General features: G+C 43.7%; 19 protein-coding genes and 1 pseudogene. 4 read left to right on the top strand and 16 right to left on the bottom strand.

All coding sequences use genetic code 11. The features are described 5' to 3' along the window. Positions 1-287 precede the first annotated feature (287 nt). The 6 genes from AN618_RS06550 to AN618_RS06575 all read right to left on the bottom strand — a co-directional run bounded on the left by AN618_RS06550 (position 288) and on the right by AN618_RS06575 (position 8,437). On the bottom strand, positions 288-1,427 hold the full coding sequence (locus AN618_RS06550) for an ABC transporter permease (protein ID WP_066353327.1): 1,140 nt from the start codon (positions 1,425-1,427) through the stop codon (positions 288-290). Further along, positions 1,409-2,584, bottom strand: a complete 1,176-nt coding sequence (locus AN618_RS06555) for an ABC transporter permease (RefSeq protein WP_066353328.1) — start codon at positions 2,582-2,584, stop codon at positions 1,409-1,411. The genes AN618_RS06550 and AN618_RS06555 overlap by 19 nt, the downstream gene beginning before the upstream one ends. A gap of 23 nt (positions 2,585-2,607) precedes the next feature. Then, positions 2,608-3,651 carry an HlyD family secretion protein gene (locus AN618_RS06560; RefSeq protein ID WP_066353329.1) on the bottom strand — a complete coding sequence of 348 codons (1,044 nt, stop codon included), beginning with the start codon at positions 3,649-3,651 and terminating at the stop codon, positions 2,608-2,610. An 18-nt stretch (positions 3,652-3,669) separates the two neighbouring features. Continuing rightward, positions 3,670-5,049, bottom strand: a complete 1,380-nt coding sequence (locus AN618_RS06565; protein WP_066353330.1) for a TolC family protein — start codon at positions 5,047-5,049, stop codon at positions 3,670-3,672. Between the two features lie 6 nt (positions 5,050-5,055). Further along, on the bottom strand, positions 5,056-5,538 hold the full coding sequence (locus AN618_RS06570) for a MarR family winged helix-turn-helix transcriptional regulator (RefSeq protein ID WP_066353334.1): 483 nt from the start codon (positions 5,536-5,538) through the stop codon (positions 5,056-5,058). A 124-nt stretch (positions 5,539-5,662) separates the two neighbouring features. Then, positions 5,663-8,437 (bottom strand): S-layer homology domain-containing protein, encoded by a 2,775-nt coding sequence (locus AN618_RS06575; RefSeq protein ID WP_066353336.1) that lies wholly within the window; start codon positions 8,435-8,437, stop codon positions 5,663-5,665. A gap of 376 nt (positions 8,438-8,813) precedes the next feature. Here AN618_RS06575 and AN618_RS06580 point away from each other — a divergent pair, with 376 nt between their 5' ends. Continuing rightward, complete coding sequence (locus tag AN618_RS06580; RefSeq protein ID WP_066353338.1) at positions 8,814-9,059, top strand: hypothetical protein; 246 nt, start codon at positions 8,814-8,816, stop codon at positions 9,057-9,059. Between the two features lies 1 nt (position 9,060). Here the strand turns inward: AN618_RS06580 and AN618_RS06585 are convergent, their stop codons facing one another. After that, positions 9,061-9,693, bottom strand: a complete 633-nt coding sequence (locus tag AN618_RS06585) for a TetR/AcrR family transcriptional regulator (protein WP_066353344.1) — start codon at positions 9,691-9,693, stop codon at positions 9,061-9,063. A 304-nt stretch (positions 9,694-9,997) separates the two neighbouring features. After that, positions 9,998-10,246 (bottom strand): annotated as a pseudogene (locus tag AN618_RS06590) (arsenic resistance protein); the annotation flags it as partial. 491 nt (positions 10,247-10,737) lie between these two features. Here AN618_RS06590 and AN618_RS06595 point away from each other — a divergent pair. The 3 genes from AN618_RS06595 (at position 10,738) to AN618_RS06605 (ending at position 12,586) form a co-directional block, all read left to right on the top strand. Beyond that, positions 10,738-11,082, top strand: a complete 345-nt coding sequence (locus AN618_RS06595; protein WP_066353346.1) for an ArsR/SmtB family transcription factor — start codon at positions 10,738-10,740, stop codon at positions 11,080-11,082. A 1-nt stretch (position 11,083) separates the two neighbouring features. Then, complete coding sequence (locus tag AN618_RS06600) at positions 11,084-12,256, top strand: permease (protein WP_066353347.1); 1,173 nt, start codon at positions 11,084-11,086, stop codon at positions 12,254-12,256. A 90-nt stretch (positions 12,257-12,346) separates the two neighbouring features. Beyond that, positions 12,347-12,586 carry a thioredoxin family protein gene (locus AN618_RS06605; RefSeq protein ID WP_066353349.1) on the top strand — a complete coding sequence of 80 codons (240 nt, stop codon included), beginning with the start codon at positions 12,347-12,349 and terminating at the stop codon, positions 12,584-12,586. A gap of 77 nt (positions 12,587-12,663) precedes the next feature. Here the strand turns inward: AN618_RS06605 and dhaM are convergent, their stop codons facing one another. The 8 genes from dhaM to glpK all read right to left on the bottom strand — a co-directional run bounded on the left by dhaM (position 12,664) and on the right by glpK (position 21,293). Beyond that, complete coding sequence (gene dhaM, locus AN618_RS06610; RefSeq protein ID WP_066353351.1) at positions 12,664-13,059, bottom strand: dihydroxyacetone kinase phosphoryl donor subunit DhaM; 396 nt, start codon at positions 13,057-13,059, stop codon at positions 12,664-12,666. A gap of 16 nt (positions 13,060-13,075) precedes the next feature. Beyond that, a complete protein-coding gene (dhaL, locus tag AN618_RS06615) occupies positions 13,076-13,714 on the bottom strand; it encodes a dihydroxyacetone kinase subunit DhaL (protein ID WP_066353352.1) in 639 nt (212 codons plus the stop codon). A 21-nt stretch (positions 13,715-13,735) separates the two neighbouring features. Continuing rightward, complete coding sequence (gene dhaK / locus AN618_RS06620; protein ID WP_066353353.1) at positions 13,736-14,734, bottom strand: dihydroxyacetone kinase subunit DhaK; 999 nt, start codon at positions 14,732-14,734, stop codon at positions 13,736-13,738. A gap of 138 nt (positions 14,735-14,872) precedes the next feature. After that, complete coding sequence (locus AN618_RS13870; RefSeq protein WP_281176814.1) at positions 14,873-16,600, bottom strand: sigma 54-interacting transcriptional regulator; 1,728 nt, start codon at positions 16,598-16,600, stop codon at positions 14,873-14,875. Continuing rightward, positions 16,572-16,928 carry a DUF1667 domain-containing protein gene (locus tag AN618_RS13985; protein WP_066353386.1) on the bottom strand — a complete coding sequence of 119 codons (357 nt, stop codon included), beginning with the start codon at positions 16,926-16,928 and terminating at the stop codon, positions 16,572-16,574. Before AN618_RS13985 ends, AN618_RS13870 begins: the two co-directional genes overlap by 29 nt. Continuing rightward, entirely contained in the window at positions 16,921-18,201 is a 1,281-nt protein-coding gene (locus tag AN618_RS06635; protein ID WP_066353356.1) for an NAD(P)/FAD-dependent oxidoreductase, read from the bottom strand. Before AN618_RS06635 ends, AN618_RS13985 begins: the two co-directional genes overlap by 8 nt. Then, a complete protein-coding gene (locus AN618_RS06640) occupies positions 18,191-19,660 on the bottom strand; it encodes an NAD(P)/FAD-dependent oxidoreductase (RefSeq protein WP_083515094.1) in 1,470 nt (489 codons plus the stop codon). Before AN618_RS06640 ends, AN618_RS06635 begins: the two co-directional genes overlap by 11 nt. 139 nt (positions 19,661-19,799) lie before the next feature. Beyond that, a complete protein-coding gene (glpK, locus tag AN618_RS06645) occupies positions 19,800-21,293 on the bottom strand; it encodes a glycerol kinase GlpK (RefSeq protein ID WP_066353358.1) in 1,494 nt (497 codons plus the stop codon). Positions 21,294-21,311: the final 18 nt, after the last annotated feature.

Genomic DNA, 21,311 nt, shown 5'->3' on the forward strand with positions numbered 1-21,311 from the left:
ACTGACCGTTCGGTCTATTTGTCTTTTTAAAAAATATCCCCCCTTTGATTGCTCAAACAATAAATCAGTTATCGCAAAAAGCAGGCCGAGGTAATATGCACTCCTCGGCTTGCCTCGTTATTTATGCTAATCACTTGGGAGGGGATTAAGAAAATTGAGTGAGTGCTTACTCTTCATAATAACAATTTAAAAGTCGCATGTCAATAAGCTATAATATAGATAATCCAGAGTTTCGATCACATTACTCTTTCAAAATAAAAAAAACATTACAGAACCGCATTACACCATCACTCACCACCAGCAATTCCTGCTTTTTCTGAGAAGCCTGAACGAAGTAAAATCATAAATATATTCAGTAAAAACCCAAAAACACTTATTAAGCCCAATTGCTTTACAGCCAACAGTATTTCTTCTCCTGATGAGCCGAGCAACATAATGTTCCGAAGGGGAATTATAAAGGAATACAAAGGCCAAAACGTTGCAAATTTTTTTATCGGTTCGGGCATCATATGGTAGGGCCAGGTAAAACCAGATGCAAGAAAAGTCGGCATTGACAAATAAGCTGTAACTTGAACAGAAAATAGAGGATTTTTGGTGACAATTCCCAAAAATGCGCCTATGTTAATGCATGAGGTTATAAATGGAATCGCAAGCGCAATAACATCTGTCATCTTTCCTCGAATAGGAATTTTAAAAAATTTATTGACCGCAAAAATACAAATTATAAAGACAAGTAATAGCAAGATGAGATATAAAAACATCCTTGTTATGTAAATTCCTAAAAGTTCTTTAACATTTTCTTCCTTCAAAGCATCGACAGCAACTGTCCTTGCCATATTTAGAATCGATATTTCGAGGAATACTACCCCTATAAGACCGGGAATCAGGAAATAACTATAGTTGTATGCAGGGTTTCCGAGAACCCTTGTCGCAAAACCAAGAGGCATTGCCAAATTATCGCTGTATTCAGGCGGGTAACCGAGGGATTCAATTTTTTTTATAAGAATCCCTACTCCTAAGCTTTGCAATATTTCGGAGGCCCTTGTAAGGGCGTTGTTGCCCACAATTAGATTGGTTTCATTGCATATCACAAGCACTCTCGTGTCCTCACCTTTTTTTATTTTGCGTGAAAAATCGGGTGGAAAAACTAAAGCCATTCTCGCATTACCCTGTTCTATCAAATTTTTCAGCTCAATCTCATCTTTTGCATAATACTTTACATCGTATTTTTCATTATTCTCGAAATAATTTATGATCATCCTGCTCAATGAAGAATTATCAAAGTCTAGAACCGCTGTAGGAATGGACTTTACAACACCAGAGCTGTAGTACCATGAAAAAAGCACTGTGAAGAAAACAGGCGCTAAGATAAGTGCGGCAAACAGCAATTTATCTTTCTTTAACTGCATCAATTCTCTTTTAAGCATTGTTCTATCACCGCTTTCCTATTCCTTTTGCAGAAAATCAAAACAATACAAATGCACGTAAAAATTGCACAAAAATATATTAAAAGGGCGTTAAAGTTGTAAAAATATGTTTTAAGACTTGCTCCTGTCATCATGATGCTTTTGGCAGGATCGGCAAAATAGTATAAAGGTATTAGCCTTGCAATTTTAGCGAGTAAGGGAGGCATTGAAAGGGTCGGCCAGGTGTACCCGCAGTAAATTAAGGTGGGAAGCACCAAAAACATAGCAATTTCTGTTGAGGCAATTTGTTCGCGCAAGATTAGGGATGAAAATACTCCAATAGCAGAGATGGTTAAGGCAAAGGGTAAGGACAGTATGGCTACGTTTTTTAATACTTCAATTCTGCCAAGGAAGAAGTATTTCATCGAAAGGAAGTAGGTCATATTCAAGAAGAACGCTCCTATTAGGCCGTGAAAAATGATTTTTCCCATAATAAAGGAAAGCCTATTTAAAAACGACATTTCTTTCGAAAATACGCTGTATTTTGAACCATTAACTGAAGTGGCTGCCCCTAAAACAATAGAAATTTGAAAAAGTGAAGCTATTGCACCGGGCATTAAAAACTTCCCGTAATTTCGGGTCGGATTGTACCATATCCTTTTTTCAAAGGGCAGCCCCAATGCAAAATTTTTTGCCTTATCCGGCGGTACACCTTTTGCCTCTAAATAACTTACCGTGATCTCGGCATTTACCGTCATCAAGATTTCTGCGCTTTTTTCAATGCAAATGCTGGAGACAGACATATTTGTGCCATTGACAACTAAAAGAACTTTTGGCGACTTTTGATTTTTTACATCTTTTTCAAGGCCTTCAGGGATAAAAACAACCACATCCACTTTCCCGGCTTTTATTAGACCTTCTAAATTTTTATCGTCATTAAGGTAATAATTCACTTTAAAAGTCTCATTATTTTCAAAATACCATATTATCTTCCTGCTGAGCGAAGTATTATCCATATCAACTATTGCTGTGTTTACACCCTTTACTACACCGGGAAGATACATGTAGCAGAGTGCCAGTGAAACCAAAGTGGGTATTAAAACGACTATCAAAATATATTTTGGGTCTTTAAATATCCTCAAAAATTCTTCTTTTAAACTTTTTATAAAATATAACAACTCAAATAACCCCCTGGAATCCATTAAAATCTCACAAAGGCTGTCATCCCTGGCCTCATCAATTCTCTGCCTTCCAATAATTCAACCTTTACTTCAAAAGTCATGATGTCCTGGGATCCGTTGTCATTTGTTGCTCTTTTTACTGCGAAATCGGGGTTTTCACTTATTCTTTTCACCCTGCCCTTAAAAGATTTTTCAGGATAAGCAATGACTCTTACCACAACTTCCTGACCTACTTTCACCTTTGATAAATCCTTTTCGCTGACATTCACCCTCACCCAAACATCATCAAGGTTTGTAACAGTTGCAATTGGCATCCCTGTAGAAACAATTTCACCTTCGTCGCAATAAATCTCCGTTACTGTACCATTTATTGGTGACAATACTTTTGTATCTTTGAGATAGCTGTCTACTTCCTGAACCCCTGCGATAGCCTGCTGGTACTTGTCTTTTGCGGCTTCATAGGCAGCCCTTGCCTGTTCCACAACTGCCTGCGCCGCCTCTATATCTTCTTTTCGCGCTCCTTCTTTTGCCATATCAAGCTTTTGCTTTGCTATGTTCATCTGGGTCAAGGCCTCATCCAGCTTCTGTGCAGGCACTGCCCCATGCTCGTAGAGGTCTTTAACCCTTTCGTATGTTTTCACGGTAAGATCATAATAGTCCTGGGCTTCCTGAATTTCCTGACGCCTCGCACCGTTTTTTGCCTTTTCAAGGGTTGCCTCTGCTGCTTTTAGAGCAGCATAAGCCATATCCACCTGTCCTTTTGCAGCATCGGCTAAAGCTTTTGCTTGAGCCTTTTTGGCCACGAGCTCATCACTTTCAATTACTGCCAAAACCTGTCCCGCCTTTACTTTTTGGCCTTCCTCAACTAGAATCTTAGCAAGTCTCCCCGGTATTTTTGTGTTTATATCCACTTCTTTTGCTTCTACCGTCCCTCTTATTTCAAGGCTGTCTGCCTTAGAATTGTTCTCGTTGATTTTTGTCGAGCATCCCTGAAGCACAAGAGAAAAAACTAAAATTAAAACCGTAAAAATTTTTAACTTCCTTATTTTTAACTTCCTCCCCATAGTCCCTACTCTCCCGCTTTATTTTAAAGGTAGCCCTATGGAATTGTCATAATTCGCCTTTGCCAGGTTGAAGCTATGCACTATTTCCACTACTTTTTCTTCTACATCTGCAAGCCTTTCCTGGGCTGCCAGGACCTCTAGTATTGTGCCGGATGCATCTTCCAGATCCATAGTTTTAAGGTTCTTGGTTGGATAAGGAAAGCCTTTTTGGTACTTGTACTCCGCTATTTTTAATACTTCCTGGGCATCCTTTACACAGTTTTGAATATAATCGAGCATGTTTTGGGCGTACATAAGGGAATCGTAAGCGTTTCTAATATCGCCTTCTACATCAATAATGGCTTTCTGGTAGTTGTCCCACGCTTTATTTACCTGCAAGAGTGCTTCCCGGTACTGAAAAGTATTCTCAGGGTAAATCCTTTTTACTATGTCAAAGTTGAGTTTGTAAACCAAATACTCTCCTTTTGCTTTTCTTATTTCAAGCCTGTTGTTCAGCCCTTGCTTTATCCCTTCCTCCAAATTTGGAAAATATTTTTCTGTCGTGAAAACATCCTCTATCTCTATATCTTTTTCCAAAGGGTATCCTATACTCTTTTTAAGCTCAATTTTTGCCTTGCTTAAATCCATCTTTGCCTTTTCCAGGTCAGCTTTCATTAAGGAGACCTGTGTTTTGGCAAGCAGCACGTCGTCCTTTGCCACCATCCCGGCATTATACCCTGCTTGGGCAATATTAAGCTGCCCTTCCGCCCTTTCCAATGCTTTTTGTTTCACCTCGAGGATTTTTTGAGCCTTTAAAACGTCGTAGTACTGCTTTTGCACCAGAAGCGCTATCTGCCTGTCTGCAAGGGATCTTGCAGTAGACGCTACATCCAACGTCACTCCCGCTTTTATATTTATCAAATCCTGCGCTGACTTAACATTGTTTAAACCCGCTATAATCTGGTCAAGGGATTTGTCCAGTAGTTCCTCCCCTTTTTCTAAAAGGGCTTCGCCTTCCGTTATGGCAGATTCAAGCTGTTTTTTCATTCCTTCAAGATAAGCCCTTTTTTCGGGAGGAAGGTTCGGGTCTTCTAATTCTTTTTCCACTTCAGAAAGCTGTTCTTTCGCCTCCGAAAGCTGTTCTTTGCCCTCGCTAATTGTATCTTCCCCACTTCCCAATTTTCTTGACATAAAATCCGCTTTTTCCTCCTGCAGCTTGGCCATATCGAGCTCATCTTGAACTAATTTGAGGTTTATGTTATTTTTCAATGCCATTTCTATGCACTTTAAAAGGCTCAGCTTCTCTAATTTTTCGTCAGGCGGCTGTAAAGTCGAAGCCTTTGCGCTTGTTCCTACGATTGTGAAAATGGTTAAAGCAATAAATGCTAAAATCCTTTGAATGCATTTTCTCGTTTTCATCGTTTATCACCCGTTTTCAAATATTCTTTTTTCTATTTTTCTTAGTATCATTATCAAATGATCCTTTTCCTCATTTTCCAGAGCAGAAATTATCTTCTGCCACTGTTCTTTATACTTAGGGAAAATTTCCTTAAAAAGCTCCTCCCCCTTCAAAGTGAGCTTTGCCCTCACTATTCTCCTATCCTTTTTATCGTACCTCCTTTCCACAAGATTTTCTTTTTCCATCCTGTCTATGAGTTTTGTTATATTTGCTTTGCTCACCCTTATCCTTTCTCCTATTTGAGAAAGGCTGAGACCTTCTTCCTTCCCTTTTCCCAAAATTAAAAGCACGTTGAACTTTGTCCTCGAAACACCGTATTTTTTAAATATTTTATCGAAGGACTCCACAATAACCCTGAAAAAATTACTGAGTTCCACCAATATGTCGTCTGAATCCTTTGAATTTCTATCATTAGGAGAAACGGCATTGAAAGTAAGGTTTTCACCCATGCAATCATCTCCAGCAAAGCGTCGTAAACTAATTAAATTTAAATATGTGGATATTTAACATATTAACCTTTTGTTTAAGCAGTAAGCGGATGGGGTTAAATTTCCCCATCCGCTTAATTTTTGATTAATATGGACTCTTTTTGTCAGTTAAAACAGCTTTTGCTTCATCATCAATTAATCTTTCGATTACTCTAATGTTCACACCGTCTTCAACTATGAAGTATACTGCATCTCCAGTATGGATGCTTGAAGCAGACTTCTTCTCGTCTTCTTCGTAGACGATAGCATTTGCAGGCAGCTTGAATTTCTTTGTTTCTAATGTTGAAGTACCAACTTTATAAACATCAGCAGTTACTGTGTCACCAGATTTTGCTGTAATTACTCCGTAGTATTCTTCATAGTCATTGCTGCTTGTTACAATCTCTAATTCTCCGTCAGCTTGAATCTTTACTACATATGGTCTTTCATCTTCAATGCTGTTCTTCCACGTGGAATCAACTTTTACGTCTTTTGTGCCTTCACCATACGGATGAATAGTTACATATACATCTCCGGACTTCTTCCACATGTCTACAACGTATACAGGTATTTCATCGCTTGAAGAATCTGTTACGCCTGTGCTGGTGCTGCTTACGAAGAATATAGCTTTTGCGTCTACGCCGTTGTCGTCAAGGATTACGTAGAACGGTACATCAACCTTGTCGTCCTCTGCAAGGTCGCTCCATTTTACCACATCAAAGTCATCGTCTGTATCTGCAGCTGTTATATCTAAGCTATATCTTGTAGCATCTTTAGAATAAACTACTTCATTGATTGAATCAGTATCGGTGTTTATGTCTGTATATGCTTTAACATTTCTCAAATCAAATATTACCGTCTTGCTGTCAACAGAGATCGATTTTCCGCTTGTTGTTTTAATACTGTCTTTGCCAAAGTCGTCATCCATTACATAATAATTGGAGAGATCCACTACATAAATTTCGTCTTCAGCAATTTCACCATTTTTGTTGAGCTTGAATTTTACAAGGCTACCTGCTGCTATTGGATTACCGTTTTTATCTTTTGTCAGATTCTTTGTTTCTTCTACAGGATATACGATTTCGTCGCCTTCGCCGTCGTTTGTAACGGTGTAAATCTTAATCTTTTCGCTCTCTTCGTAAATCTTTGTAACGATACCGTATTTATAGCCTGAAGACTCTGTGGTGCTTCCAACAAAGTATGCAATCCTTCCTGCTCCATCGAGGTATGCGGTTATACTTACTTCATCTAAGTCTTCCATGTCATTATCTACATCGCTATTGGTAGTATTGAAATATTTGATATCATCGCCACCATTTGTGCTGTATTTGGCTTCATGAACAGATGCCTTTATATATTTGCCGTCTATTCCAATTTTCCTTTCAGAGCTGCTCAGCTTATATCCTGTAAATTCTCCGGTTATAACGTTATCCTTTACAACCCTTACTACAGCATAGGTATCGCCATCAATGTCCTGTTTTCCTACGTAAATCACATTGCCATTTTGGATATCATTAACTGTAAGGGCATTGCCGTTGGTATCAAGGACTACTACCTTGTCAAAGGTTTCATCTTCTCTTAAGTCTATTTCGCTTACATTGTCAAGTTTGTCGGTGTTTGGAGTAATACCCTTGATAACACCGCTGTTGTTTTCCGTTACTACCATCCAGCCGTCATCGGTTTGATCGGGGTTGATTAAATCGGCAAATACTATTTTGCTGTTTTTGACTACAAATTTACCGGGTTTGCCAACTAACTTTGATAGGTTGGCATTTATCTCATCTTCTCCTTCGTATTTAATAGCACCATCAGCGTCAGAAACATATACTACTGCATTCTCGTCAAACTTATAGTCATCATCAAATTTAACGAGGCTCAATGTTTTATCATCATTAGCGGAAGAAGCATAGTCGAACATCGCTTTGTCTTCATATTCTCTTTCAGCGTATACGATTTCGTCATCGTCGTTTAAGTAAATGGTTACTTCTTCACCCAATACTGGCTCTACATTATAACCTGCTACAACATCATAATCTTTTGCATTGCTATTGTCTTTTGCATCGACTACAGTAACTTCATTATTATCTTCATTTAGCGAATCATCAAGCCTGTTGTTTGCAATTATTCTCTTATCTTCAAGTTTTGTAATATTAAGTTTATCTTCAAGCAATGTCTTTTCTGATTCATAGTATTTTACGTTTCCACTTTCATAGGTATCTACTTTTACAACCTTTGCATCGAGGGTGTTGTTCACTAATATCGCACATTCTCCTCTGTTTGCAAAGCCGTTTACATCAGTAAATTTTACGTACTTTGTTACTTCCTTTTCAGCAGCTTTTGCAAGATAGTTGCCCGGCCATTTCCCCGGCAGGAACTCATCCTTGTAACCTAGAGCCCTCACAAGCATTGTTATAGCTTCAGCGTAGCTAACCTCTTTATCAGGTTTGAAGGTGCCATCGGGGTATCCTTTGATTAATCCCTGGCCCGCCGCAACACTTATGTATCCGGCAGACCACCTAGACGGTGCAACATCTTTAAAACTTACATGCCCTGCTCCAGCCTTAGCCGCCGATTCCATGCCCAGTGCAGTTACTAAAAGCTTTGCAAACTGTTCCCTCGTGACCTTTTCATCGGGATGGTATTTACCGTCTTCCATGCCGTTTACAATTCCGAATGCTGCAAGCCTCATTACGGCATCTTTTGTGTTTTTGTCTGATACATCTGATGTGAGCTTGGTCAAGTCTACAGCTGGAAATTCATTTTTTGTGGCGGCGTATGCTACTTTAGATTTAGTGGCAGCTCCAGCAAAAACGCTACCGGCGATGAAGAAGAATACGGTCAACATCGCGAGCAATCTTTTTGCTCTTTGACCTTTTAACATAGACTAACCTCCTTATTAAATTGTTCTTTGTTTTAATTTATTGGTAATAGCATATCGTGTTTGACAATTTTCACCTCCTTAGAAATTACCTTATCAGATGGTTTTTACTCTAAAGATCCCCTCCCCTCATGAGGGGAGGGGGCAAATAAGGAGAATTTGGGTATGAAGCTTGGGTGAGCACTTACTTATTAGGTAAGTGCTCACTTTTTAATATACTAGGTTCTTTGTTTTAAGTCAATATGTTTTTTGATTTGTAATTTATTTGTAATATTTACGTAAAAGCTATGTTGACTAGTTAAAATTCAATTTTGTAAAATATAAACTAGCTACAATGAGTAAGTAGTTACTTATTTTCCAAAAAATTGGGGGAAAAAGGATGGACAATGAGTTTGTTATACGTCTAATCTTGCAAATGGGTAAGATTATTGGAAAGTACATAAAAAAAGAGGGTAGCATAAGTAGGAAGGAAAACGAAATCTCTTTTGCATCTTTCCTTTTAAGCGGTGCATTTTTTTATTTGCTTTTAGAAAAGTTGGAATACGGTGAGGTACCAGATGAGAAAGAAATTAAGGATTTGGCAAATCTATGGTTAAATGGCATAAAAAATCAGAAAGCAAATTGATCTATTTTTTCCTTATTCCATTAAAAAATATATCTATAAACTGGTGAATTAACTTTTCCTCATCTATAATATTACCCTCCTCCGGACTCATCATCTTTACCCACAATAACGTGGCCATAACCATCCCTATAAAAGCTCTAACAGCAACCTTTGGATCTACCTGTCTAAATTCTCCTTTCTTTATTTTTTGGCTTATTAAATCTTCGAATAAACGTAATATTTTTTTATAAACTTTTTGCAATAATCCTATCCTCAAATCCTTATGGAACTGACTTTCGTAAAATATAAGTTTCATAAGTTCAAAATTGTCTTTAACAAAAGCGGCATATTTCCTTAATAATAATTCAAGTACCTCCTGCAAATCCTTTCCTTCACTTTCTGCCTCTAACACCATCTGGTTCAGAGTATCTATAGTGGAAGTATTTAATAGGCTTAAAAGAATATCCTTTTTAGTTTTAAAATATTTAAATACCGTTCCCTCAGAAACTCCAGCCCTTTCGGCGATTTCCTTTGTTTTTGCCCCATTATATCCTTTTTCAGCAAAGACTTCGATTGCTGCCTCTAATATCTGCCTCTTCCTTTTTTCTGTTAGCTTCTCAGCCTCTCTAGATTCACGGATTGATTCCATTGCCATTAATACCTCGCTTGAACAAATATTTTAGAAATTTTTAGAACTCGTTATATCCCCAACGACACACCATTTCAAAACCCATAGGATAGCCAAAAGGAATGTAGTATTATTAATTAAAAGAAAATGAATGGAAATCACTTTTCACTAATATGTTGTTTTCTCGTTTAAGAGAAAGAATAATCATATAATAAAAAAACAATTACTCATTCTATATGATATCTTTCAAAAGAACTCTTGTCAACTTAGATGGGCAATATGGTAGCCCTGGTAGTAGGGCTTCAGAATAAATAAAACCACGCACGAAACTTTACAAATTATCGACACTATTAGTTTTTTCCCCTTCGCGAAACCAGTGTTTCGTCCTGTTGGCTATGGCCACAAGGCTTAGCATTATCGGTACTTCTTCCAAAACACCCACCACTGTCGCGACGGCAGCCCCCGACTCCAATCCGAAAAGGGATACAGCCACAGCTACCGCCAGTTCGAAAAAGTTGCTCGCGCCTATCATCGCTGCCGGCGCTGCCACGGATCTATCCACCTTCCAAAGCTTTACCCATCATCGGGTATATCATGAACCAAATAAGAATCCACCGGAATCGATACTTGGGCATAGGTAAATCTGGACAAAAATTCCGGAAATGCTGGGAATTTCTGACCGATAAATATGCCCGCAATAATGCATAGGATTACCCATATCGTCAGATACTTTTCAAAAAATCTAAGTCCCGCTCTTTTCTTTCCACCTTATGTTCTGCCACAAAATCACCCCCATAAAATCGTGATATATCATAGTTCATTCCTTATCACGTGAAACCGTAGGTCTTTTACAACTGACTATCGGATGCTTTTCAAGATATTCGAGTCTTTTAATTTCTTCCTCTAAATCCCCGCTGTCAAGAACCCCCGCTGAAATCTTTTTTAAATTACTTTTTTCAGTTACGTCAATATTTTTTACAAATTTTTGAATGCACTTGACATATCTTTTCCTATATGCTAATATTGGAATATAGTTAATCAGGAATAAAGCTCGAGAAAGGGGTAAACATAATGTCCAATGATATATACGATATGTACGCTTCAATATTCAAAGCTTTGGCCCATCCGACAAGGCTAAAGATAATAGAACTTCTTGCAACCCACGGCGAAATGTGCGTATGCAATATCGGCGAAAAACTGAACATAGACCAGCCCTCGGTTTCCAAACACCTTAGCGTTCTGAAAAACGTAGGAATTATAGAAAGCAAAAAGCAGGGGCTCACGGTAAATTACAAAATCAGGATGCCCTGTGTTGTTGATTTTCTAAGATGCGCCAATGAGGTCATTAAGGCAGACCTCAATGATAAATTTGCTTTATCGCGCAAGATGATTGCTGAAATAAAGGAGGAAAAATAAAATGAAGGAATGGCAGAAGTTTCTCCTCATAGTTGGAGTTTTCCTGTTCGCCTACTTCATGCCCCTTTCAAATCCCAGGTTCACCGGTGCCGTTCTCGAATCGCTTTATATGCTTCAGGACTACGCAAGGCTTCACGTCCTGACATGCCTTGTCCCGGCATTCTTCATAGCGGGTGCCATAGCTAACTTCGTCTCTCATGCTGCGGTCATAAGGTATTTCGGCAGTGAGGCCAAAAAGTGGCTGTCCTACGCGGTAGCTTCGGTATCGGGCACAATTTTGGCGGTGTGTTCCTGCACGGTGCTTCCCCTTTTTGCAGGAATTTATAAGAGGGGTGCGGGAATAGGACCCGCCGTGGCCTTCCTCTACTCTGGGCCCGCTATAAACGTGCTTGCAATAATCATGACCGCCCGCGTTCTCGGATGGAAATTGGGAGTTGCCAGGGCAATAGGTGCTGTAGTTTTTGCCGTGGTCATCGGACTTATAATGGAGCTATTGTTCGGCAAGGAAGATAAGGAAAGGACTAAAAAGATCAGTATGAACCTTCCTTCCGATGAGGAAAAAGGGAGAACATTATATCAGGAAGCAATTTTCTTTCTCAATCTCGTCTTAATCTTGATTTTTGCCGCGTGGGGAAAACCCGCCCAGCCGGTGGGCTTTTTCAGCACCGTTTATACCGTAAAATGGTACATCACCGCATTCCTGCTGGTAACTCTAGGGATCATCCTATACAGCTGGTTTAAAAAGGAAGAGCTCGTCTCTTGGATGGGATCAACCTGGAGCTTTGCAAAACAAATAGCACCGCTGCTTTTCGGCGGAGTGCTTGTTGCCGGTTTTCTCATGGGACGTCCGGATGTAGATGCGGGAATAATACCCGCCAGGTACATCTCGTCGGTTGTAGGTGGCAATTCACTTTTGGCCAACTTCATAGCATCGGTCGTAGGAGCGTTCATGTACTTTGCCACGCTCACCGAAGTTCCTATACTTCAAGGTCTTCTTGGCTCTGGCATGGGGCAAGGCCCAGCTCTCGCCCTGCTGCTTGCCGGCCCCGCTTTGAGCCTTCCCAGTATGCTGGTCATTAACAGCGTGCTCGGTCCAAAAAAGACTATAACCTATGTATCTTTGGTAATTATAATGGCCACATTGACGGGCTATGCATTTGGCGCATTGGCATAAAACTCTCGAGCGTCAATAACCGGCAAATGATAGAATAATTACGCCGGTTTAAAGAAGATAAAAAATCAAAAATTCAAGGAGGTAAAAATCATGAAAATTAAAATTTTAGGCACAGGCTGTCCCAAATGCAAGGCTCTTGAACAGAATACGAGAGAAGCTCTTCAGGAACTAGGTATTACCGCAGACATCGAAAAGGTCCAGGATATAAACAAAATTATGGAATACGACATTATGTTCACCCCAGGATTAGTCGTTAATGGCGAAATAAAGGTGGCGGGCAAAGTACCGTCAAAAGAGGAGATTAAAGAAATCTTGCGGCAGTGTGTTTAAAAATCGAAAGAGGCGGATATTGATAATCCGCCTCTTTTTTTGTCCTGTAAAGGGACGTCTATTTGTAGTGATAAAACTCAGCCCAGCTTGCTGTACGCCTTTACCCCCTCGGCTGCAGCTCTGACTTCGGCCAGGCTCTTCCCGAAACTGGCCTCTATGGCTGCCGCCACCGTGCCTTCCACGAAGGGTGCATCGGCTATAACAGTTGCTGACTTGAGCGGTTCTCCCAGGTTTTCAATGGCAAATTCGGCACTCAATACTGCACTTCCAAGGTCTACCATTACCAGTACTCCATCGCCCTCGTGGACTTTCCTTATTTTTCTCTCTATCGCCGCGGCGTCGGTACCCAGCCTGCCGTCGGCCGTACCTGCGGCAATTTCAATGGGCACTTTATCGCCCACCATCTGCTTGACGAGGTCCAGCGTCCCTTCGGCTATACGGGGGCTGTGGGATACGAGCACTATGCCCACCATAAAACCGCCCCCCCCCTTAGGATTTCTTGCCATCCAGTAGCTGGGCGGCCATGGTCTCAAGCATTATATAACACGAGGTAGCACCAGGGTCCTGGTGGCCTAGACTTCTCTCCCCCAAATAACTGGCCCTTCCTTTTTTGGCTATAATATCTTTAGTGTATTCCATACCTTTTTTTGCTTCTTCTACCGCTTCCCGCAATGCAACTTCAACGCCTTCTTCTCTGTGCCTTTTCAGAGCTTCTACCGCAGGTTCCAGAGCATCCACTATGGTCTTTTCACCTTTCTCTGCTTTACCCCGGTATTTTATTCCTTCCAGAGCTGCTTCCATCAGAGTAATTAGGTCGTTGAAATCCAGATGACTTTTACCTGTTACTGCCTGCCCTGCCTTCATAAAAGCCGTACCGTAAAGTGGACCTGAAGCTCCGCCCACAGTTGAGATCAGCGTCATACCTACGGTCTTCAGTATCGTGCCGCAGTCCTTTCCCTCCATACCCGATATCTTTTCTACCACTGCTCTGAACCCCTTGCTCATATTTATCCCGTGATCGGCATCTCCTATTGCTGAGTCTAGTTGAGTAAGGTATTCCTTGTTCTCTGTTATCTTCTCTGAAATAGCCTTGATTATCTCAACGAGTTTTGCTGAATCCACCGCCATTTTACATCTCCTCTCAATTACTCATAATTGTTTGAACGCAGGAGTGTCAGCAGGCGCATCCAGCAAAGATTTGAGTTCATCGTCTAACTTCAAGAGCGTAATTGATGCCCCTGCCATCTCCAGGGAAGTCATAAATTCTCCCACATAGGTGCGATATACTTTTATTCCCTTCTCGTCGAGAATCTGGCTAACTCTCCTGTTCAATATGAAAAGTTCCATAAGTGGGGTGCCTCCTAGGCCATTTACCATAACTGCAACCTCAGCTCCCGACTCGAAAGGCAAATCGGCAAGGATTTTCGACATGAGGTGATCCACGATCTCGTCAGCCTTCATTATATTTGTCCTCATGGTACCAGGCTCTCCGTGAATGCCCATACCTATCTCCATTTCGTCGTCGCCGATGGTAAAAGTAGGCTTCCCTGCAGCTGGCACTATGCATGGAGTCAAAGCCATCCCCATGCTGCGCACGTTTTTGATAACCTTTTCTGCCACAGCCTTAACTTCTTCCAGTGTCCCTCCGGCCTGAGCTTTAGCCCCGGCTATTTTGTGCACGAAGACTGTACCTGCTATACCTCTTCTTCCCACTGTATATGTGCTGTTTTCCACAGCTACATCGTCATTTACTATGACGCTCGCAACTTCTATACCTTCATCCCTAGCCATATCTCCTGCCATCTCAAAATTCATTACATCACCAGTATAATTTTTTATTATTAGGAGTACTCCAGCTCCTCCATCGACAGCTTTAATCGCCTCGAATATCTGGTCGGGAGTAGGAGAAGTAAATACGGCACCTGCTACGCCCGCATCCAACATTCCTTTGCCTACATACCCAGCATGTGAAGGCTCGTGGCCGCTACCTCCGCCGGAAACCAGCGCCACCTTTCCTTTTACTGGAGCATCGGCCCGCACTATCACGTTGTAGCCTTCAAGTTTTCTAACATACTGTGGGAATGCCCTGACCATACCCTCCAGCATTTCCTCAACGACGACTTCGGGATTGTTTATTAATTTTTTCATCCGGTCCACCTCCATAAGTATTTTTTTAAAGTTTTTTATTTGCAAAACTCATGCCAATAAATAAGGATAACCCCGCTGCCTGATTCCGCAGGGTTATCCATTCCGGCTTTTTTTCATTGTTGATCCTTTTTACCAAGCCTATACCAGCCCATACTTACGGGCTTTGGCGGCAACGGTCTTGTGGGTGATGCCCAGTACTTTAGCCGCAGCATTGAAGCTCTTGTACTTTTTTAAGGCCTTTCTGATAATCTCTTTTTCGTATTCCTCGAAGGGTGCCATTTCACCGTCTCCACTCAAGTTTATGAGGTGGCCGGAATCACTGCTCTCCTGCCCGCTTATATAAGAAGGTAGGTCGTCCACGTCGATCTCTCCGTCATCGGTGAGGTTGATAGCCCTTTCAATGATATTTTCCAACTCCCTCACGTTTCCAGGCCAATCGTAACTCATCATGCACTTCATAGCTCTGGGCGTTATGGTTGTCACATTTTTACCCAGTGCCTTTGATAATTTTTCCCTAAAATGTTCCGCCAGAAGGGGTATGTCCTCTTTTCTCTCCCTGAGGCTGGGTAGGAAAATGGGGACCACATTGAGCCTGTAGTAGAGGTCTTCTCTGAATTCTCCCTTTCTTACCATTTCCTCGAGGTTCCTGTTGGTGGCTGCAATGATTCTGACATCCACCTTTATGGTCTGATTTCCTCCAACCCTTTCGAACTCTTTTTCCTGGAGTACCCTCAGAAGTTTGGTCTGCATGTCCTTGCCCATTTCACCGATCTCGTCTAGGAAAATCGTGCCTCCGTTGGCCAGTTCGAACTTGCCTATTTTTTGGTATAGCGCTCCAGTGAAAGCACCTTTCTCATGGCCGAAGAGCTCGCTCTCCAACAGCGTCTGGGGAATAGCTGGACAGTTCACCCGAATGAACGGACCGTCCTTCCTCTTGCTTGCACAATGGATGGCTCTGGCTACCAGTTCTTTCCCCGTGCCGCTTTCGCCCCTTATGAGAACCGTAGAAGTCGTGGCGGCGGCTTTAGAGGCCACAGCCAGAGCATCCAATAGTTTCCCGCTCCTGCCCACTATCTCGTCGAAGGCCCTGTCAAGCTTTTTACTCCTTATGAGCTCCTCTTCCAGATACTCGGCCCGAGCTACGGCTTCATTGAAGTCCTTCATTTCCCTTAAAAGCCTCTCCATGCGGGAAATGTCCTGAAAAATTATCACTCCCCCTATTATTTTCTTATCTATTGTTATCGGCACCAGGTCGGCTATTACCGGCCGACCATTGAAGACCTTTTTCCTTTCGTACTCGCCTTTTCCGCCAGCCAGTATCTTCTCTATTCCGGTTCCCGGTAGCAGAAAATTGAGATTTTTCCCCACAGCCAGCGCCCTGGACATCCCGGTAATTTCTTCCGCGGCTCTGTTAAAGACTGTAACTGTGCAATCCGCGTCCACGACGATGAGGCCGTCGGTTATGCTGTCCAGGATTACATCGGATGTTAGAGCGTTTTCTTCTAGTATGGAGTCTATTTTATCGTTCTCATCGAGGTCTTTGGGCGTTAAATCGCCTTCCAGCAATCTCGAAAACCTCTCCAGCGCCGTCCCCGCATCGGCGCCTGTAGCAAGCACCGTAATTTTATCTCCTGGTTTTATGTGCAGGGAATAAAGGGCCATGAGAGCCGTTGCAGGCACTTCGTGGCCCCTCTGATTCCTCACAAAAATATTGGCGTCCAGCTCCTTTTGCATTTCGTGGGCCTTCTGGACCAGCATAGCGGCTGCTCTGATATGGAGACCTTTCTTGTTTTTAAAAAGGACCTCCTTTTTAAACACCCTCATCACCGCCGGTATCTTAGTTCCAACTCCGGGTAGCCACCACATCGACACCGGTGCCGGCCACGTTGGAGTAAACCACTTGGCCGATTTCTACCGGTGTTTTAACCCTCACGCCGCTCAGTTCCTTTAGTGCTTCAAAGATCAAAGCTTTGGGTATTGGGCGCGCTGTCTTCACGGGTAGCAGGTGACCGTCTTCTAGGCGTACTGTGGTTGTAAGCACCCTCATAGGCTGGGTCACTTCAGCCCTAGCGTAATCGGCGCCCCTCTTGCAAAGGTTGCCGCTGATCCCGGCTATCTCACCTCCTTCTATACTCACCTTGATCCTGCACCCGCTAGGGCATACTATACAGGTTACATTCTTTTCCTCACTCACCGCGCTCAACGCTGTCACCTTCCTCCTGAAGGCTGAATTTTAACATTTTAATCCCCTTCATTTCATCGCGATCCAGCTGGACACTTATCATTTCGCTGGGCTTGACGTATCTCATTACCCTGGATTTTATTACGCCCCTTTCCGATTCAATAAAAAGCCTTGCCTTCGCCATGGGTTTGACGCTCCGCATGAAGAAGTTCTGCCTTTCCTCCGGCATCGCGTCTACGTTTATCCTCTGGGGTAACACGTATCTCAATCCATTCCCCGGAGAAACGGGTATGTGCTCGTATTTTTTACCTCCGTCGGCGAGGTACGAGGCGACTCCCTTTGCAGCCAGCATTGCTTCCCGAGTGACGTAATCCACTAGGTCGTGGACGTGCAGCACGTTGCCGCACGCGAAAATTCCGGGAACCGACGTCTCCATCCGCTGGTTTACCACCGGACCTCCGGTGACCTCGTCGATTTGAATATTAGCCATCCTGGAGAGTTCGTTTTCCGGTATCAGTCCGACGGATAAAAGCAGCGTATCGCAGGGTACAAATTTCGCGGTCTCCATGATTGGCTTCATGTCGTCGTCGTCGACTTCGGCGATGGTAACCCCTTCTACCCTTTTTCTACCGTGAATGTTGACAACCGTATGCTTTAATAGCAGGGGTATGTCAAAATCTTCCAGACACTGCACTATATTTCTAGTTAGGCCGTTAGAGTAGGGCATTATTTCCACAACACACTGGACCTTGGCTCCTTCCAAGGTGAGACGCCTTGCCATTATAAGCCCTATATCTCCGGAACCCAATATTACTATTTCCCGCCCGGGCATATAGCCTTCGATGTTTACAAACCGCTGCGCCGTGCCTGCGGTAAAAATGCCCGCCGGCCGGAAGCCTGGAATATTGATGGCACCCCTCGTCCTCTCTCTGCATCCCATAGCAAGGATAACCGCTTTCGCCTGGATTTCTACCAGCCCTTCCCGGCTGTTAACTGCGACTATGCGCTTGTCCGCTGTAAGCTCTATCACCATAGTGTCCAGCATTATTTCCACGCCAAGGTTTTCGGCTTCTCTTATAAAGCGCTCAGCGTATTCAGGGCCAGTGAGTTCCTCCTTGAAGACGTGTAGTCCGAACCCGGTATGAATGCACTGCTTCAGTATCCCGCCCGGCTCCGACTCCCTGTCTATGACGAGCACATCTTTTATCCCCAGCCTACGGGCTTCTACTGCAGCAGACAGCCCGGCAGGCCCTCCACCAATTATAACAAGTTCTCTATTTTGCATCGACAACACCACCAGTCTCAATAAATTCTTTCGTCCTTCCCTTCAATATTTCAGAGCCGCTACCGCTTTTGGTGACTTCCAGGGGACTTATGCCGAGCTCCCTGGCCAAGATTTCCACCACTCTGGGCAAGCAAAAACCTCCCTGGCACCTGCCCATCCCTGCTCTGGTTCGGCGCTTTACGGCATCAAGACTCCGGGCTCCTACCGGCCTTCTGATTGCATCAATTATTTCACCTTCGGTCACCGTCTCGCACCTGCAAATTACCCGGCCGTACGCCGGATTTTTTCTTATCAGTTCCCTTTTTTCTTCACTGCTGAGATGGCGGAATTTGAAAATTCGCGGCCTTTCGGGATTATAGTCGCTCTTTTCTTTAAGCTCCAATCCCTCTTCTTTCAAAATTTCCAGAACCATTTCGGCGATGGCGGGTGCGGAGGATAGCCCTGGCGACTGGATACCTCCCACATTGATAAAGCCTTTTACTTTCTTGGATGCCATTATGACAAAGTCATCGGTATCCGACACGGCTCTCAATCCGGCGAAAGAAGCTATCACGTGCTTTAACGGTAGGTCGGGAACTAGCTTGCGGGCACCTTTTATTATTTCTTCAATTCCCTGTTGTGTAACGGCGACGTCGTCTTTTTCCCGGACATCGTTGGAATTGGGACCGATAAAAAAGTTGCCGTCCACCGTTGGGCATACGAGAATTCCCTTGGATATTTTTGTAGGTGTTGGGAATATTGCTCTGCTTACGATGCCGCCGAACCTTCTGTCAAAGATCAAATATTCTCCTTTCCGCGGCGTTATGCGGTAGTCTTCCGCCCCCGCCATCCTCGATATCTCATCGGCGAAAAGACCCGCGGCGTTTATAATATACCGGGTGTAAATAGTTTCTCCCGGGGTCCTGACGGCCAGCACCCCTTCGTTTTCCACTCCTATACCTAGAACTGGGGAATTCAGCTTTATTTCTACCCCGTTTTGACATGCATTTTCAGCCAGGGCAATCGTCAGCTCGTAGGGGCATATGATGCCTGCGGTGGGCGCGTAAAGCGCTGCCCGAGCCTGCCTGTTGATATTGGGTTCCATTTCCAGCAGTTTTTCCCGGCTTATAATTTCGAGGCCTGGAACACCGTTCGTTTTCCCTCTTTCCATCAATTCTTCAAGTACCCTGATCTCTTCCTCGTTTAGAGCCACTACGAGAGAGCCTATCCTCTTAAAAGGTACATCAAGTTCGCTGCAAATTTTGTCAAAAAGAGGGTTGCCTCTCACATTTAACTTCGCCTTCAGGGTGCCGGGCTTTGCGTCGTAGCCGGCGTGGATGATAGCGCTGTTGGCCTTACTGGTGCCGCTCGCCACATCGTCCTCCTTTTCCAGAAGTACCGTTTTCAACTGGTACCTGGACAGTTCGCGGGCAATCATGCATCCTACGACACCCCCGCCAATTATGACCACGTCTACCACTTGAATGACCTCCTTAAATTGAAGTGACCTCTTTAAAAAAGTAAAGAGAACCACACCTAAAGGTGTGGTTCTCCTCTTCTCCACCACAACTTTCAATAGTAATTTATTTTTTTGATGTAGTATTTCGACAAAATTTCAATTATTCCTTCTCCCAGTCCAGGGCTCTTTTAACTGCTTTCTTCCATCCGGCGTAAAGTTTTTCTCTGACTTCCATCGCCATGGCCGGTTTAAATTCCCTGTCAATCTGCCATTTAGCTGCGATCTCGTCCATGTCTTTCCAGTAGCCTACAGCAAGACCCGCCAGGTAGGCCGCCCCCAGAGCCGTGGTCTCCGTTACCTTGGGCCTGGAAACCGGAACGCCAAGAATGTCAGACTGGAACTGCATTAGGAAGTTGTTGGCAACGGCGCCGCCGTCAACTTTCAGGTTCGTCAGCGTTATGCCGGAATCCTTCTGCATGGCTTCAAGCACATCTCTGGTCTGGTATGCAATGGATTCCAGAGCCGCCCTTATTATGTGTTCGCGCTTTGTTCCTCTGGTAAGCCCCACTATCACACCCCTGGCGTACATATCCCAATAGGGCGCTCCCAGACCGACGAAGGCCGGCACCAAGTATACACCATTGGTATCCTCTACCTTTGTAGCGTACTCCTCGCTCTGAGCCGAATTATCTATTATTCTGAGCTCGTCTCTAAGCCACTGGACCACGGCGCCGGCTATAAATATGCTCCCCTCGAGGGCGTATTCAACCTTGCCGTTAACGCCCCAGGCTATGGTGGTCAGAAGTCCGCTTTGAGATTCCACGGCCTTTTCCCCGGTGTTCATTAGCATGAAGCAGCCAGTGCCATAGGTGTTTTTGGCCATACCGGGCTTGTAGCAAGCCTGGCCAAAGAGCGCCGCCTGCTGATCACCGGCATCGCCGGCTATTGGAACCTCGGCCCCAAAAATTTCGCGGTCAGTATGCCCGTAGACGAAGCTCGATGGTTTTACCTGGGGGAGCATCGCCCTAGGTATTCCAAGTTCCCTGAGTATGTCTTCATCCCAATCTAGGGTATGGATGTTAAAAATCATCGTCCTCGACGCGTTGGAATAGTCAGTGACGTGAACCTTGCCGCCGGTGAGGTTCCATATCAACCACGTATCTACGTTGCCGAAAAGCACCTCTCCTCTTTCCGCCTTTTCCCTCACGCCCTCGACGTTATCCAGAATCCACTTAATCTTGGTACCCGAGAAATACGCATCTACTACCAGGCCAGTTTTGCTGCGGATTACTTCAGCCAACCCTTTCGCTTTTAAATCATCGCATATGGGAGCTGTCCTGCGGCACTGCCATACAATGGCGTTATACACGGGTTTACCGGTGTTTTTATCCCAAACAATGGTGGTTTCGCGCTGGTTGGTAATGCCTATAGCAGCTATTTCATCCGGCGCTATTCGCGCCTTCTCTAAGGCTTCCCTGGCGACACCTATTTGGGTGCCCCAGATCTCCATTGGGTCATGTTCTACCCAGCCTGGCTTGGGATATATCTGGGTAAATTCCTTCTGGGCTACGCTAACTATGGAGCCGTTTTCGTCGAAAATTATCGCCCTTGAGCTGGTAGTCCCCTGATCCAGGGCCATCACGTATCTCGCCATAAAATATACCCTCCCTGT

It is taken from the genome of Fervidicola ferrireducens, assembly GCF_001562425.1.
In the GTDB taxonomy this organism is placed as follows: Bacteria; Bacillota; Thermosediminibacteria; order Thermosediminibacterales; family Thermosediminibacteraceae; genus Fervidicola; species Fervidicola ferrireducens.